Source organism: Streptomyces sp. NPDC048337 (assembly GCF_043201175.1).
Classification (GTDB): Bacteria; Actinomycetota; Actinomycetes; order Streptomycetales; family Streptomycetaceae; genus Streptomyces.
Genome location: NZ_JBICYR010000009.1, coordinates 84,651 through 100,509 on the forward strand (window position 1 = coordinate 84,651; position 15,859 = coordinate 100,509).

The 15,859-nt window shown below is 71.6% G+C and carries 13 protein-coding genes; 8 read left to right on the forward strand and 5 right to left on the reverse strand.

What is annotated here, in order from left to right:
* Nucleotides 1-102 precede the first annotated feature (102 nt).
* From ACGFYU_RS17260 to ybaK, 3 genes are read left to right on the forward strand one after another with little or no spacing between them, the layout of a single operon-like run.
* Nucleotides 103-1,701, forward strand: a complete 1,599-nt coding sequence (locus ACGFYU_RS17260; protein ID WP_393828122.1) for an oxidoreductase — start codon at nucleotides 103-105, stop codon at nucleotides 1,699-1,701.
* 34 nt (nucleotides 1,702-1,735) lie between these two features.
* The gene (locus ACGFYU_RS17265) at nucleotides 1,736-2,473 is read left to right on the forward strand and encodes an LON peptidase substrate-binding domain-containing protein (RefSeq protein WP_393828123.1); all 738 of its coding nucleotides are present in this window, start codon (nucleotides 1,736-1,738) and stop codon (nucleotides 2,471-2,473) included.
* Nucleotides 2,474-2,478: 5 nt separating this feature from the next.
* Nucleotides 2,479-2,973, forward strand: coding sequence for a Cys-tRNA(Pro) deacylase (gene ybaK, locus ACGFYU_RS17270; RefSeq protein WP_393828124.1), 495 nt, complete (start codon nucleotides 2,479-2,481; stop codon nucleotides 2,971-2,973).
* Between the two features lie 38 nt (nucleotides 2,974-3,011).
* On the opposite strand, the gene ACGFYU_RS17275 is transcribed toward ybaK, so the two are convergent.
* The 4 genes from ACGFYU_RS17275 to ACGFYU_RS17290 are packed head-to-tail and all read right to left on the reverse strand — an operon-like array spanning nucleotide 3,012 to nucleotide 6,907.
* Nucleotides 3,012-3,641, reverse strand: coding sequence for a hypothetical protein (locus ACGFYU_RS17275; RefSeq protein ID WP_393828125.1), 630 nt, complete (start codon nucleotides 3,639-3,641; stop codon nucleotides 3,012-3,014).
* A gap of 34 nt (nucleotides 3,642-3,675) precedes the next feature.
* Entirely contained in the window at nucleotides 3,676-4,503 is an 828-nt protein-coding gene (locus ACGFYU_RS17280) for an ABC transporter permease (RefSeq protein WP_393828126.1), read from the reverse strand.
* Nucleotides 4,500-5,537: an ABC transporter ATP-binding protein gene (locus ACGFYU_RS17285; protein ID WP_393828127.1), complete on the reverse strand. Its 1,038-nt coding sequence runs from the start codon at nucleotides 5,535-5,537 to the stop codon at nucleotides 4,500-4,502. The genes ACGFYU_RS17280 and ACGFYU_RS17285 overlap by 4 nt, the downstream gene beginning before the upstream one ends.
* 56 nt (nucleotides 5,538-5,593) lie before the next feature.
* Complete coding sequence (locus ACGFYU_RS17290; RefSeq protein ID WP_393828128.1) at nucleotides 5,594-6,907, reverse strand: NYN domain-containing protein; 1,314 nt, start codon at nucleotides 6,905-6,907, stop codon at nucleotides 5,594-5,596.
* Between the two features lie 206 nt (nucleotides 6,908-7,113).
* Here ACGFYU_RS17290 and ACGFYU_RS17295 point away from each other — a divergent pair, with 206 nt between their 5' ends.
* Nucleotides 7,114-7,278: a hypothetical protein gene (locus tag ACGFYU_RS17295; protein WP_393828129.1), complete on the forward strand. Its 165-nt coding sequence runs from the start codon at nucleotides 7,114-7,116 to the stop codon at nucleotides 7,276-7,278.
* A 75-nt stretch (nucleotides 7,279-7,353) separates the two neighbouring features.
* Here the strand turns inward: ACGFYU_RS17295 and dnaE are convergent, their stop codons facing one another.
* Entirely contained in the window at nucleotides 7,354-10,896 is a 3,543-nt protein-coding gene (dnaE, locus tag ACGFYU_RS17300) for a DNA polymerase III subunit alpha (RefSeq protein ID WP_393828130.1), read from the reverse strand.
* Between the two features lie 167 nt (nucleotides 10,897-11,063).
* Here dnaE and ACGFYU_RS17305 point away from each other — a divergent pair, with 167 nt between their 5' ends.
* The 4 genes from ACGFYU_RS17305 to ACGFYU_RS17320 all read left to right on the forward strand — a co-directional run bounded on the left by ACGFYU_RS17305 (nucleotide 11,064) and on the right by ACGFYU_RS17320 (nucleotide 15,756).
* Complete coding sequence (locus tag ACGFYU_RS17305) at nucleotides 11,064-12,389, forward strand: DUF2252 domain-containing protein (protein WP_393828131.1); 1,326 nt, start codon at nucleotides 11,064-11,066, stop codon at nucleotides 12,387-12,389.
* 49 nt (nucleotides 12,390-12,438) lie between these two features.
* Nucleotides 12,439-13,128, forward strand: coding sequence for a hypothetical protein (locus ACGFYU_RS17310; RefSeq protein ID WP_393828132.1), 690 nt, complete (start codon nucleotides 12,439-12,441; stop codon nucleotides 13,126-13,128).
* Nucleotides 13,129-13,179: 51 nt separating this feature from the next.
* Entirely contained in the window at nucleotides 13,180-13,974 is a 795-nt protein-coding gene (locus tag ACGFYU_RS17315; protein WP_393828133.1) for a DsbA family protein, read from the forward strand.
* 108 nt (nucleotides 13,975-14,082) lie between these two features.
* Complete coding sequence (locus ACGFYU_RS17320) at nucleotides 14,083-15,756, forward strand: alkaline phosphatase D family protein (RefSeq protein WP_393828134.1); 1,674 nt, start codon at nucleotides 14,083-14,085, stop codon at nucleotides 15,754-15,756.
* Nucleotides 15,757-15,859 lie beyond the last annotated feature (103 nt).

The window sequence follows — 15,859 nt, forward strand, 5'->3', positions numbered from 1 at the left end:
CACCGCCACCGTTCGCCCGTATCACTGGCTGATACACGCCCCGGTTGTCACAGCCCCCCGATAGCTTTGATCTACACATAGGTGAAGCGGAGGGGGGCCGCCATGACCGAGGCACGTCCGGGCGAGGAACCGGCGGATCTCACCGCCGCCGAGCACCGCATGTGGGAGGCGTACCGCACGGGCAGCATCTGCGACCTGAGCCTCCGCGCCGCCGACCGGGACGATCCGCACGGCGACCACGCCTGGGGCCCCGAGCGGAGCGTCCGCGCGAGCGTGGTGGCCCTGCTGCTGCTCCACGGGCCGCCGCCGGTGCCGGGCCGGGTGGCCTCGCTCAAGCTGCGCGGCGTCCGGATCACCGGGAGGCTCGACCTGTCCGGCGGCACGGTGAGCCCGTACGTGGAGCTCCAGTCCTGCCGCTTCGACAGCGAGGTGCAGCTCTCCGAGACCCGCTTCGGGACGCTGCGCCTGATCAACTGCGCGATACCCCGGCTGGAGGCGGCCCGCCTGCACACCGAGGGCGATCTGCACATGCCGCGCTGCCGGGTGGCCCGGGGCATCCGGCTGACCGACGCGCAGATAGGCACCGACCTGCTGATCAGCCAGGCAGTGGTGCAGAGGGACACCAAGGGGCGGGCGATCGCCGCCGACGGGATGTCGGTGGCCCAGGACCTCCAGGGCGAGCTGCTGGAGACGTACGGGGAGGTGAGCCTGCGCGGGGCGAAGGTCGGCGTGTCGATGAACCTGCGCGGGGCCCGCCTGCGCAACCCGTACGGCCGGCACGCGCTGAACGCCCCGCAGCTGACCGTCGAGCGGACCCTGTACCTGACCTCGATCGCGCTGGACTACGGCCCGGGCGGCTCGGGCTCGTCCACTCCCCCGTACGGGCTGGGCCAGACGCCGACGCGCGGGCAGCGGGCGCAGCGCTTCGAGTGCCGGGGCGGGTTGCGTCTGGACGACGGCCGCTTCGGCGACGCCATCGACTTCTACGGGGCCCGCTTCGTGCTCACCGACGAGCAGGAGATCTCCCTGCGCCGGATCCAGACCCCGGAGTTCCGCTTCGTGGGCGAGCGGCCGGAGCGGGGGCGGGTCGTGGTGTCCGGGGCCAAGGTGGTCAAGCTCGTGGACACCTCCACCAGCTGGCCGGGCCCGGGCGGGGTGTCGATCGAGGGCTTCGTCTACGAGAACCTCGCGCCCCGCGGCCACTTCCCGCTGGAGCGGCGGCTGGCCTGGGTCGAGGCGGCGACCGTGGAGTACTCCCCGGAGCCGTACGAGCGGCTCGCCGCCGTGCTGCGGGCCAGCGGCGAGGACGCGGACGCCCGGGAGGTCCTCCTGGCGAAGCAGCGGCGCCGCCGGGCCACCCTGTCGCCGGCGGCCAAGGCGTGGGGCTACCTCCAGGACTGGACGGTGGTCTACGGGTACCGGCCGGGCCGGGCGGCGCTGTGGATGGTGGTCCTGTGGGCGGCGGGTGCGCTGCTGTTCTCCCGGCACGAGCCGCCGCCGATCAAGGAGGACGAGCACCCGCAGTGGAACGCCTCCCTGTACGCCCTGGACCTGCTGCTGCCGGTGATCGACCTCGGCCAGGAGGACCAGTGGATGGTGAAGGGCGGCTGGCAGTGGGGGGCGGCGACCCTGGTGATCCTGGGATGGATCCTGGCCACGACGGTGGCGGCGGGCGCGTCGCGGCTGCTGAGGCGGGGGTGACGGGCTCGGCCGCCGGGCCACTACCCTGTGCCTCGTGACCACCGTTCGCCTGCCCCTCTTCCCGCTGAACTCGGTGCTGTTCCCGGGACTCGTCCTCCCGCTGAACGTCTTCGAGGAGCGTTATCGCGCCATGATGCGCGAGCTGCTGAAGTCGGGCGAGGACGAGCCGCGCCGCTTCGCGGTCGTCGCCATCCGCGACGGCCGGGAGGTCGCGCCGACGGCGCCCGGGCTGCCGGACCAGACGGCCCTGCCCGAGCGCGGCCCGGCCGCGGGCTTCGGCGCGGACCCGGTGCAGGCCTTCCACCGGGTGGGCTGCATCGCGGACGCGGCGACCATCCGGGAGCGGGAGGACGGCAGCTTCGAGGTCCTGGCGACCGGCACGTCGCGGGTCCGGCTGCTGTCGGTGGACGCGTCGGGGCCCTTCCTCACGGCGGAGCTGGAGGAACTCCCGGAGGACGCGGGCGAGGGCGCGGGGGCCCTGGCGGAGGGGGTGCTGCGCGCCTTCCGTGCGTACCAGAAGCGGCTGGCCGGAGCGCGGGAACGCTCGCTGACGGGTGCGGAGCTCCCCGACGAGCCGTCGGTGGTGTCCTACCTGGTGGCAGCGGCGGCGGTGCTGGACATCCCGTCGAAGCAGCGGCTCCTCCAAGCCCCGGACACGGCGACCCGCCTGGCGGAGGAACTGAAACTCCTCCGCGCGGAGACGGCGGTGATCCGCCACCTCCCGTCGCTGCCGGCGGTGGACCTGACCCGAGCCCCGACGAGCCCGAACTGACGGCGATGGCGAAGAAGACGAAGCAGGCGGCCGGAACCCCGGCGATCGTGGCCCTCACGGCGGCGGGCGTCCCCTTCTCGACGCACGCGTACGAGCACGACCCGGCGCACCCCTCGTACGGCGAGGAGGCGGCCGAGGCCCTCGGCATCTCCCCGGCCCAGATCTTCAAGACGCTGGTCGCGGACGTGGACGGGGTCCTGACGGTGGCGGTGGTCCCGGTCTCGGGCTCGCTGGACCTGAAGGCCCTGGCCGCGGCGGTCGGCGGCAAGCGGGCCGTGATGGCGGACCCCGCCGCCGCGGAACGCACCACCGGCTACGTCCTGGGCGGCATCTCCCCCCTGGGCCAGCGCAAGCGGCTGCGCACGGTCCTGGACGCCTCTGCCAGTGCCCACGCCACGATCTGCGTCTCGGCCGGCCGCCGGGGCCTGGAGGTCGAACTCTCCCCCGCGGACCTGGCCGCGCTCACCGGGGCGGTGCCGGCCCCCATCGCCCGCTCATAACCATCTGCGGCATCAGGCGAATCCAGCCCCGCCGGAGGCTACGGACGCGGGGGTTCCGGGTTGGCGTGGACGTGGGGCGGTGGGTAGACGCCCGGCCATTCCTTGGTCGGGGCGGGGTCCCGGGGGGACCACAGGGCCGTGAGGCCGAGGTGGACCAGGACCGCGACCATCGGCCAGGCCAGCAGCGCTCCATGGGCCAGCAGCTGGAGCGGCGCGTCGAACGGAACCCCCTTGCCCGCCTTCAGCGCGGCGGCCGTCAGATTCGAGGACGGCCCCAGCCACAGCCCGAACCGCCACCCCACCAGCGCGGCGAAGCCGGACCCGACCGCCAGCCCGATGACCAGCGGCACGCCACCGCGCCGCCGCCACAGGAACGCGCCGACCCCGCTCAGCAGCCCCAGCCCCACCGCCAGCAGGAAGAAGGTGCCGTCGGCCCCTATCCGGGCCTCGCCCTCGCTGTTGCGCAGGAACACCGCCTCCCCGTTGGAGACGTACTGCACCCGCGGCGCCAGCCACACCCACAGTGCCCCGAGGAGCAGACCGGCCACGCCCACGGCCAGCGCGACGGCGGCCCCGTCACGGACGTCCGCGGGGGTGATCCTCTCCGGCGGAGACCCCGGAGGGTCGAAGGGGGACGGCGGGATCGGCGGGGTCACGGCTTCGGTCACCCCCACATCGTGCCAGGTGTGCCCGGCAGCGGCGTCAGCGGACCGCGGCCCGCCGGTACGCCCAGGTCGCGACGGCCAGCGAGAGGACCCCGACGGCCCCGCACACCCCGAGGTCGAACGCCACGGCCGCCCAGTCCGGATCCGGCGCGAAGGTCCGCGCGAAGGCCTCCACCCCGTACGTGGACGGCAGCAGGTCCCGCGCCCACACGATCACCTCCGGCATCCGCTCGGGCGGCAGCACCCCCAGCAGCAGCGCGGCCGACATGCCGAGCTGCCCGGCCAGCGTGGCCAGCTCCTGCCGCGGCGCCAGCAGCCCCAGCGCCGCGCCGAGCCCGGCCAGCGCGGCCCCGGCCAGCGGCACCACCGCGGCCAGGATCCACAGCCCGCCCATCGGCAGCCCGAACAGCACGCACCCGAAGACCGCCGTGACAAGCGTCCCCGGCAGCGTGAAGGAGGCGTACGCGGCGGCCGCGCCCAGCACCACCGACGCGGGCGGCACCGGCAGGGTGGCGTAGTGGTCGAGCCCGCCGCCCGCCCGCAGCTGCCCGAAGTACTGCGCGAGCAGGTTCAGCGCGACGAAGGCGACGACGAGGACGGAGGAGCCGGCCACGACGGCCCGGGCCTCGGAGCCCCCGTCCACCACCCCCCGCATGAGGATCATGATCCCGACGGACTGGAAGGTGGCCACGAACAGCAGCGGGATCCGAGCCACCCGCGCCCGGGACAGCTGCGCCCGGTAGACGGCGGCGAGCGCGGGCAGGAACCGCGCCTTCGGAGCCAGCTCGGCGGGAGCGCACGCGGCGCCGACGGCAAGGGCGCCCGCGGCGCCCACGGCAGCGGTGGTCACGGCAGCGGTGGTCACGACTTCACCAGTCCGTTCGTCTTGCCGCCGAGCGCGAGGTACACGTCCTCCAGGCTCGGCGTGGCCAGCGTGAAGTCGTCGAGGGCGGCGAACGCCGGCCCGCCCGTGACCGCGGCGACGGCCGCCCGTGCCTCGCCCGGTCCCATCCGCAGCACCCATCGGCGCCCGGACTCGACCGCGTTCGCGCGCAGCGCGTCGACCTCCGGCACACCCGTCGGAGCGGCCTCCCGCCACACCAGTTCCAGCCGGACCTCGCCCGAGACCCTGGCCTTGAGCCCGGCCGGGGTGTCGCAGGCGATGACCTTGCCCTGGTCGATGACGGCGACCCGGTCGAGGACGGTCTCGGCCTCGATGACGTTGTGCGTGACGAGCAGGACGGTGGCCCCGTGCCGCGAGCGGCGCCGGTCCACGGCCGACCACACCGCCCGCCGGGCCACCGGGTCCATGCCGGTGGTGGGTTCGTCGAGGACCAGGAGGGGCCGCTCGCCCACGAGCGCGGCGGCGAAGCAGGCCAGCCTGCGCTGCCCGCCCGAGAGCTTCTTCAGGGGCCGCCCGGCGAGCGCGGTGAGCCCGAGCTCCTCCAGTACGGCGTCGCGCGCGGCCCGAGCCTCCCGTACGCCGAGCCCGCGCAGCCGCCCGGTGGTCTCGGCGGCCAGCGCCACCGTGAGCTCGTCCAGCGCGGTGGACTCCTGCCCGAGGTAGGCCAGCAGGCGCGCCGCCCGCTCGGGGTGGCGTACGAGGTCGTGGCCGAGCAGGGTCACGGAGCCCGCGTCGGGCCGCATCAGCCCGGTGAGCTGGCGGACCAGGGTGGACTTGCCGGCGCCGTTGGGGCCGAGCAGGCCGAAGATCTCGCCGCGCCGCACGTCGAGGCGGATGCCGTCGTTGGCGCGGGTCTCGGGCAGCGCGGGGGCGCCGCGCCGGCCCCGTACGGCGGGGTACGTCTTGACCAGGTCACGCACCTCGCAGACGACGTCGGAAGCCGCTCCCGCGGCCGCCGCCGTACTGTCCTGCGCCTGTGCTGTGCCCGTACTCACGAGGGAGCAGCCTACGCGGCTTCTCCCCCGGCTACCGCCGGGAGGTACCCCCACCCCTACTCGGCCGCCGGGGTGGCCGGGGCCACGGGCGCCAGGGGCGCCGCTCCGGGCGGCGCTGCCGGTACGGCGACCACGTGTTCGGCGGCGGCCCGGACGTCGATCTCCCGCCAGAATCCGGCGCGGATGGCGTAGCGGTCGTGTTCGTCGATCTGGTCGTCCTTGTGCGCGAGCAGCCCGAACCGGGCGGCGTAGCGCAGCAGCTCGCCGTCGATGCGGTGCGGGATCCGCGGGTACATGGTGGCCAGCTTCTGCAGGTGCACGGTCTCGGGGAGCCGTTCCATCCAGCGCCGGGCGAACACCTGTCCCACCTCGAACGGGTCCCCGCCGACGGTGGTGATGTCCTCTTCCCGGTCGGCCCAGCGCTGCTCGGCGCTGGTGAGCTGGGCGAGGGTGGGCAGCGAGGCGGTCTCGGCGGGTTCGCCGAGCGGTCCGGCCCGGTCGATCCAGCCCTTGTCGGAGGACCAGCGCAGGGCGCTGCCGGCCGGGGGCTGGCCGGTGTTCTGCGCGGCGGGCTGCGGTCCGGCCTGCTGGCCGGGGGCGCGCAGCGCGCCGGCGAGGTCCTTGGGCGTGGGGACGCTGCGGCCCCCGCCGGTGGCCGGAGCGGGTACGGGGACCCCGTCGCCCTCCTCCTGACCGGCGGCGGGCGCGCCGTTGCGGGCGGCCTCGGCGAGCGCGGCCTCGGGCAGCGGGGCGGAGAGGATCGCGGCGATGTCGGGGCGCGGCGCGGGCGGCGGGGAGCACAGCCCGGTGAGGTCCTTGGCGCGGACGGCCCGGGTGATCCAGGCGCGGTCGAGGACGCGGCGCTCGTCGGCTTCCGCGACGAGGTCCTCGGACTGGTTGTAGTCCCCGTCGGCGGCCTGGACGGCCCACAGGTGGACGGCGACCCCGTGTTCCTTGGCGGACATCAGGCCGGGCAGCAGGTCGCCGTCGCCGGTCACGAGGACCACGTCGGAGCAGGCGCGGTTGCGGGCCAGCTCGGTGAGTTCCGCGTGCATGGCGGCGTCGACGCCCTTCTGCGCCCAGCGGCCGTCGCTGCGGGTCAGGGCGCCGAGGCGGACGGTGACCCGGGGCATGACGCGCAGCCGCCGGTGTTCGGGCTGGGGCACCCGGTCGGGTGCGCCGTCGAACCAGTAGATGCGCAGCAGGGGCTGCTCGGTGTCGGCCTCGGCCCGCTCGCGCAGGCCCTGGATGAGGGCGGCATGGTCGACGGTGATGCGGGAGCGGGAAGGCTCCCCTGCGAGGAGGCTCGCGGCGGCGCCCAGCAGATAGCCGGCGTCCACCAGGACGACGCAGCGGTCCACGCGTTCCACCCTCTTCCCTGGGGATCCTGTGTGATGCGGCGGGTCCCCCGAGTCTGCCCGACCGCAAGGGTGTTGACGGCCGGAACTCGATCATCGGCGTGGCGGATCTTTTGGTTCTACCGGCTACGCGCAGTAATGATCCAAAATGCGCGGTTTCTGGCGTTGTGTGAGTGTGAAGGCGGTCCTGGCCCCTAGACCCTCACGGAGGCTCCACCATGGCCAAGAACAAGCAGCAGAAGCAGCCGAAGCAGCAGGCCCGCCAGTCCGGACAGGACCCGTCGCGGAGCTCGTCGGACACCTCGCCCGAACAGTCCTCGCAGGCGCCGAGTCCGATGGACCTGGCCCACAAGAGCAAGCAGAAGAAGTTCGGTCACAACTGACGCCGGAGCGTCGAGTGACCGAAGGGCCTGCCCGGCGATGCCGGGCAGGCCCTTCGGTACGCGTGCCTACCGGCGCTATCCGGCCAGGCAGGACGGGCCGAGCAGCACCTTGAGGTCGCCGAAGAGGGCCGGGTCGGGCTGGACGCGGTGCCGGTCGAGGCGCAGCACGGTGGTGGTCCGCGGCCCCTGGAGCTTGATCCGCACCTCGGTGTTGCCCTTGTGGTGGCGCAGGATCTCGCCCAACCGGGTGACCATCGGCGGGGTCACCTTGACGGTGGGGATGGTGAGGACGACGGGCGCGTTCGTCCCGGCCGAGGAGAGGTCGGGGACCATCATCTCCATGGCGACGAGACGCGGGACGTCCTCGCGCTTGTCGAGGCGGCCCTTGACGAAGACGACGGTGTCCTCGACCAGCTGGGTGGAGACGAGCTGGTAGGTGGCCGGGAAGAACATGCACTCGATGGAGCCGGCCAGGTCCTCGACGGTGGCGATGGCCCAGGCGTTGCCCTGCTTGGTCATCTTGCGCTGGAGGCCGGAGATGATGCCGCCGATGGTGACGACGGCGCCGTCGGAGTGCTCGCCGCCGGTCAGCTGGGAGATGCCGGCGTCGGTCTTGTCGGACAGGACGTGTTCCAGGCCGAAGAGCGGGTGGTCGGAGACGTAGAGCCCGAGCATCTCGCGCTCCTGGGCGAGCAGGTAGGACTTCTCCCACTCGACGTCGGAGAACTCGACGTCGAGGCCGAAGCCGGGCTCGTCGCCGCCGCCCTCGTCGCCCATTCCGCCGAAGAGGTCGAACTGTCCCTCGGCCTCCTTGCGCTTGACGGCGACCACGTTGTCGATCATCGACTCGTGATGGGCGACCAGGCCCTTGCGGGTGTGGCCCATCTCGTCGTAGGCGCCGGCCTTGATCAGCGACTCGACGGTCCGCTTGTTGCAGACGACGGCCTCGACCTTGTCCAGGAAGTCGGGGAAGGAGGAGAACTTCCCCTTGGCCTTCCTGGTCTTGATGATCGACTCGACGACGTTCTGGCCGACGTTGCGCACCGCGGTGAGGCCGAAGAGGATCACGTCGTCGCCCTGGGCGGCGAAGTTCGGCTCGGACTCGTTCACGTTCGGCGGGAGCACCTTGATGCCCATGCGCCGGCACTCGTTCAGGTAGATCGCGGACTTGTCCTTGTCGTCCTTGACCGAGGTGAGCAGTCCGGCCATGTACTCGGCCGGGTAGTTCGCCTTGAGGTAGGCGGTCCAGTAGGAGACGAGCCCGTACGCGGCCGAGTGGGCCTTGTTGAAGGCGTAGCCGGCGAAGGGGACCAGGACGTCCCAGAGCTTCTGGATCGCCTCGTCGGTGTAGCCGTTCTTGCGGGCGCCGGCCTGGAAGATGGTGAAGTTCTTCGCCAGTTCCTCGGGCTTCTTCTTGCCCATGACGCGGCGGAGGATGTCGGCTTCGCCGAGGGAGTACCCGGCGATGATCTGGGCGGCCTTCTGCACCTGCTCCTGGTAGACGATCAGGCCGTAGGTGACCGCGAGCACCTCTTCGAGCGGCTTCTCCAGCTCGGGGTGGATCGGGGTGATCTCCTGCTGCTTGTTCTTGCGCAGGGCGTAGTTCGTGTGCGAGTTCATGCCCATCGGGCCCGGGCGGTAGAGCGCGGACACGGCGGAGATGTCTTCGAAGTTGTCGGGCTTCATCAGGCGCAGCAGGGAGCGCATGGGCCCGCCGTCGAACTGGAAGACGCCGAGGGTGTCACCGCGGCCGAGCAGTTCGAAGGTCTTGGGGTCGTCGAGCGGGAGGGCCAGGAGATCGATGTCGATCCCCTTGTTGGCCTTCACCATCTTGACGGCGTCGTCCATGATCGTGAGGTTGCGCAGGCCCAGGAAGTCCATCTTCAGCAGGCCGAGCGACTCGCAGCTCGGGTAGTCCCACTGGGTGATGGTGACGCCGTCGGTGTGCCGCACCCAGACGGGCACGTGGTCGGTGATCGTCTCGCTGGACATGATCACGCCGGCGGCGTGCACGCCCATCTGGCGGACCAGGCCCTCCACGCCGCGGGCGGTGTCGATGACCTTCTTGACGTCCGGCTCGTTCTCGTACATGCCTCGGATCTCGCCGGCCTCGCTGTAGCGGGGGTGCGAGGGGTCGAGGATGCCGGAGAGCGGGATGCCCTTGCCGAGGACGTCGGCGGGCATGGCCTTGGTGAGCCGGTCGCCCATGGCGTACGGGTAGCCCAGGACGCGCGCCGAGTCCTTGATCGCGTTCTTGGCCTTGATGGTGCCGTAGGTGCCGATCATGGCGACCTTGTCCTGGCCGTACTTCTCGGTCACGTACCGGATCACCTCGACGCGCCTGCGCTCGTCGAAGTCGATGTCGACATCGGGCATGGAGACGCGCTCGGGGTTCAGGAAGCGCTCGAAGATCAGGCCGTGCGGGATCGGGTCGAGGTCGGTGATGCCCATGGCGTACGCGACGATCGAGCCGGCCGCGGAGCCTCGGCCGGGGCCGACCGCGATGCCCTGGTTCTTGGCCCACATGATGAAGTCGGCGACCACGAGGAAGTAGCCGGGGAAGCCCATCGAGATGATCGTGTCCATCTCGTACTCGACCTGCTTCATGCGGTCCTCGGGGATGCCCCCGGGGAAGCGGCGGTGCATGCCGCGCATGGTCTCCTCGCGGAACCAGGTGACCTCGGTGTAGCCGTCCGGGATGTCGAACTTCGGCATCAGGTTCCGGAACTTGAACATGCCCTCGGTGTCGATCTGGTCCGCGACCAGCTTCGTGTTGGCGCAGCCCTCCTGCCAGGCGTCCGAGGAGTCGATGGCGTACATCTCGTCGGTCGACTTCAGGTAGTAGCCGGAGCCGTCGAAGCGGAAGCGGTCGGGGTCCGAGAGGTTCTTGCCGGTCTGGATGCAGAGCAGGGCGTCGTGCGCGCCGGCCTCGCTGGCGTAGGTGTAGTGCGAGTCGTTCGTCACCAGCGGCGGGATGCCGAGCTTCTTGCCGATCTCCAGCAGGCCGTCGCGGACCCGGCGCTCGATCTCGATGCCGTGGTCCATCAGCTCCAGGAAGTAGCGGTCCTTGCCGAAGATGTCCTGGTACTCGGAGGCCGACTTCAGGGCCTCGTCGAACTGGCCGAGGCGAAGGCGCGTCTGGAGCTCGCCGGAGGGGCAGCCGGTGGAGGCGATCAGGCCCTCCGACCACTTGGAGATGGTCTCCTTGTCCATGCGCGGCCACTTCGTGAGCCAGCCCTCGGCGTACGCGTCGGAGGACAGCCGGAAGAGGTTGTGCAGGCCGGTGGCGTTCGCCGCCCAGATCGTCTTGTGGGTGTAACCACCGGAACCGGACACGTCGTCGCGCTTCTGGTGGGGCTGGCCCCACTGGATGCGGCGCTTGTTGCGCCGGGACTCGGGGGCGACGTACGCCTCGATGCCGATGATCGGCGTGATGCCGGACTTCTGGGCGGTGTGGAAGAAGTCATAGGCACCGTGCAGGTTGCCGTGGTCGGACATGGCGATGTGCGTCATGCCCATCTCGTTGCACGCGTTGAACATGTCCTTCAGCCGCGCGGCACCGTCCAGCAGCGAGTACTGGGTGTGGACGTGCAGGTGCGTGAACGGCGTCTTGGTCACGGTGGGGGCCTCCGGAGGGAGAGAGGGGCGGCAGCTACGAATCCTACGTCGGCCGGGTGACAGAAACGGGGCACCGACCGGTACGGTCATGCGTTGCAGAACCAAGGACGACTGTCCGAAAAGCGATCCACCCCAGATCGGCCCCGCACCACCAGGAGGCATCCGCCATGGCGGTTACCGAGACGACCGACGAGCAGCGCGCCGAGCAGATACTCGACGTGTTCGACACCGCGTTCGGTGAGCTGCTCGCCGCAGACCCCGCCGCCTTCCAGGTCAAATTCCGGAAGATGGCGGCCTCGGCCTTCGCCTTCTACCGGGGCACGGCCTGCCTCTTCTACGCGGACCTGGAGCGCGACCGGCACGGCGGCCCGTACCTGGACGAGCGGACCGGCCGGGTGTGGATCCACGGGGACCTCCACGCGGAGAACTTCGGCACGTACATGGACTCCAACGGCCGGCTGATCTTCAACGTCAACGACTTCGACGAGGCCTACGTCGGCCCCTTCACCTGGGACCTGAAGCGGTTCGCCGCCTCCGTCGCCCTGATCGGCTACACCAAGGCGCTCAGCGACGACCAGATCAGCGAGCTGGTGCGGGTCTACGCGGCCGCCTACCGCGAGCGGATCCACGCCCTGGCCACTGGGGCGAAGAACGACGAGGTGCCCTCCTTCACCCTGGAGACCGCCGAGGGGCCGCTGCTGGGCGCGCTGCGCGCCGCCCGCTCCCGCACCCGCTTCTCGCTGCTGGACTCGATGACGGAGATCCGCGACTTCGAGCGCCGCTTCGCGCCCGGCGCCGGGACCATCGAGCTGGACGCGGCCACCCGTTACAAGGTGCTGGCCGCCTTCGACGGATACCTGGAGACCCTCCCCGACGAGTCCCTCGTCCGCCCCGACTCCTACCGGGTCAAGGACGTCGTGGGCCGCCGGGGCGTCGGCATAGGCTCCGCCGGCCTGCCCTCCTACAACATCCTGCTGGAGGGCCACAGCGACGCCCTGGAGAACGACGTCGTCATCTACCTCAAGCAGGCGCAGACCCCGGCGGTCTCCCGGCACATCACCGACCGGGCGGTGCGGGAGTACTTCCACCACGAGGGGCACCGCACGGTGATCTCCCAGCGCGCCCTCCAGGCCCACGCCGACCCCTGGCTCGGCTGGACGGAGCTGGACGGAGCCGGGCAGCTGGTGGCCGAGGTCTCCCCGTACGCGGTGGACCTGGACTGGTCGGACCTGGACGACCCGGAGGAGATCGCGGCCGTGGTCGCGGACCTGGGCCGGGCCACCGCGACCATGCACGGGGCGGCGGACGCCGACGAGAGCGGCCAGACGCTGGTCCCCTTCTCCACCGAGCGGGCCATCGACGCGGCGATCGCGGCCGACGAGGCGGGCTTCGCCGAGCTGCTCGTGGACTTCGCGCACGCCTACGGGGCCCGGGCCCGCGCCGACCACCAGATCTTCGTGGACCTCTTCCGCAACGGCCGGCTCACGCCATAGTCGGGACCTGGGGCCCGGCTTCACAGGGAGTCATGGCACACTCGCGGCGATGGACATATCAGGGGTGAGACTTCGAGGGCTGCGGGCCGCGCTGTTCAGCGCGCTCGTCGTGCTGCTCTCGGCCGGCTCGCACGTCCTCATGTCGCGGGTGCCGCTGCCGCCCGCGCTGGTGGGCGGGGCCTTCGCGGCCGTGTTCGCCCTCTCCTTCGCGCTGGCGGGCCGCGAGCGGGGCTTCGGCCCCATCGCCGGGCTGCTCGTGCCGCTGGAGCTGGCCGCCGACACCGTCTTCACCGCCGGGCAGCACGTCTGCTACGGCCCGGCGGGCGGCCCGGTCTCGGGCCCGCTGCGCGCGATGGGCCTGGACGAGCTGTGCGGCGGCATCCCGGTGGGCGGCCCGCTGACCGAGGTGGCCGGACCGGCCGCCGATCCGGCCGCACTGCTGGCCGCGCAAGGGCCGTGGGCGCCCTGGCTGCTGCTCTCCGCGCACGTCTGCGTCGGGCTGCTCGCCGCCGCGTGGCTGGGCCACGGCGAGCGGGCACTGGGCCGGCTGCTGCGGGCGGTGGCCGCCCTCGCGTTCCGGCCGCTGCTGCTGGCGGTGGCCGCCGGGGCCGCCGTCACGGGGCCCGTGCGGCGGGCGCTTCGGCCGGTCCTTCCGGGCGCCGGGGCCCGTACGCGATTCCCCGCGCACTCCGTGGGACGGCGGGGACCTCCCGTGCTCGGCGCGCTCGCCCGCGCCTGACGCACGTACGACAGTCCCCCTCACCTTCCTTTCCCTCCCACGGAGATCACCATGAGCGCACGCAACAGCCAGCAGAACAAGGCGGCCGCCCGCGAGCGGCTGCGCGCCGAGCGCGAGGCGCAGGCCAAGAAGGACAAGACCCGCCGGCAGCTGCTCGTGGGCGGCGCGGTCGTCGCCGTCCTCGCCCTCGCCGGCGGCATCGGCTACGGGGTCATGAAGCTCAACGAGCCGTCCTACTGGGACAAGGCCGCCAAGGCCGAGCTGGTCAAGCCGAAGAACACCGAGGGCGAGGACGGCCTCACCGTCGTCATCGGCAAGGCCGACGCGAAGAAGACCCTGGAGCTCTACGAGGACTCGCGCTGCCCGGCCTGCGCCGGCTTCGAGCAGGCGGTCGGCGGGCAGGTCAAGAAGGACGTCGACGCCGGCAAGTACAAGCTCCGGTACTTCGGCGCCACCTTCATCGACAACGCCGCCAAGGGCGAGGGCTCGAAGAACGCGCTGAGCGCGCTGGGCGCAGCCCTGAACGTCAGCCCGGAGGCCTTCCTCGACTACAAGGCCGCGCTGTACTCCAAGGAGCTGCACCCCGAGGAGACCGTCGACAGCTTCGCCAAGGACGACTACCTGCTGAAGGTCGCGGACACCGTCCCGGCGCTCAAGGGCAACGCCGAGTTCAAGAAGGCCGTCGAGGACGGCACCTACGACCGGTGGGCGCTGGAAATGTCGAAGGCCTTCAACAAGTCCGGTGTGACGGGCACGCCGACGCTGAAGATGGACGGCAAGAAGATCGACACCCCGCAGACGCCGGAGCAGTTCACGGCGGCGATCGACAAGGCCATCGCCGGCTGATTTCCGGCCATATGCCGTCGACCGGGCGGGCGAACTCCCAGAGTTCGCCCGCCCGTTGCTTTCAGAGGGATGTACCAGCGGCCATACCCGCCAGTAATATGATCATCCGTGACCAGTCATCTCTCCTCTTCCTCCCAGCCTTCGGCGCGCGCCGCGACCCCGCGCCGCCGTACGGTCGTCCTGGCCGCGGCCGCCACCGCCGCGCTCGCCCCGATGACCGCCCTGGGCGCCTCGGCCGCCCACGCCGCCGGCAGCGCGCCGGCCTTCCTGCACGGCGTCGCCTCCGGCGACCCGCTGCCCGACGGGATCCTGCTGTGGACCCGCGTCACCCCGACCCCCGAGGCCGTGCCCGGCTCCGGCATCGGCCCCGTCGTCCAGGTGGACTGGGAGGTGGCCGGGGACAAGGCCTTCTCCCGCATCGTGGCCCGCGGCACCGCCACCGCGAGCGCCGCCACCGACCACACCGTCAAGGTGGACGTGCGCGGACTCCAGCCACACACGCCGTACTGGTACCGGTTCACGGCGGGCACCACCACCTCCCCCGTCGGCCGCACCCTGACCACCCCGGCCCACGAGGCGAGCACCGCGGGGGTCCGCTTCGGCGTGGTCTCCTGCGCCAACTGGGAGTCCGGCTACTTCTCGGCGTACCGGCACCTGGCGGCCCGTACCGACCTCGACGCGATCCTGCACCTGGGCGACTACATCTACGAGTACCAGTCCGGGGGGTACCCGGAGGCGAAGTACGTCGTACGCCCGCACGAGCCGAAGCACGAGATCGTCTCGCTCGCCGACTACCGCACCCGGCACGGCAAGTACAAGACGGACGCCGACCTCCAGGCCCTGCACCACGCGCACCCGGTCATCGCCATCTGGGACGACCACGAGTTCGCCAACGACGCCTGGGCGGGCGGCGCCGAGAACCACACGCCCGGCGCCGAGGGCGAGTGGGCGGCCCGCGCGGCCGCCGCCAAGCAGGCGTACTTCGAATGGATGCCCGTGCGCGCCTCCATCGCGGGCACCGTCTACCGGCGGCTGCGCTTCGGCACCCTGGCCGACCTGCACCTTCTGGACCTGCGCTCCTTCCGCTCGCAGCAGGCCAAGGTCGGCAGCGGCTCGGTGGACGACCCGGAGCGCACCATCACCGGGCGCGCCCAGCTGGACTGGCTCAAGTCCGGCCTCGCGGGCTCGGACGCGACCTGGAAGCTGGTCGGCACCTCGGTGATGATCTCGCCGGTGGCCTTCGCCTCGCTGCCCGTGCACCTGCTGGCCCCGCTCGCCAAGCTGCTCGGCCTGCCCGAGGGCGGCATAGCCGTCAACGTGGACCAGTGGGACGGCTACACGGACGACCGCAAGGAGCTGCTGGGACACCTGAAGGACCGCGGCATCAAGAACACCGTGTTCCTGACCGGCGACATCCACATGGCGTGGGCCAACGAGGTCCCGGTGAACATGGCCACGTACCCGGGCTCGGGAACGGCGGCCACCGAGTTCGTGGTCACCTCGGTGACCTCGGACAACCTCGACGACATCCTGCACGTGCCGGCCGACACCGCCTCGCTGGTCGCCGAATCGGCCGTCAAGGCCGCCAACTGGCACGTGAAGTGGCTGGACATGGACGCGCACGGCTACGGCGTGCTCGACGTGACGGCCGAGCGCTCGCAGATGGACTACTACGTGGTGTCCGACAAGCGGCGGCAGGACGCGACGGCCGCGTGGACCCGCTCGTACCACACGCTGAACGGCACCCAGAAGGTGGAACGGGTCTACCAGCCGGTTCGCTGATTGACCGTCAATTCTGCTGTCCGAAGGGGCTCCTGGTGCAGACCAGGAGCCCCTTTGACATCAGAAGCAACAAATCTTTTACGTCAGATGCTTGACCTGTATA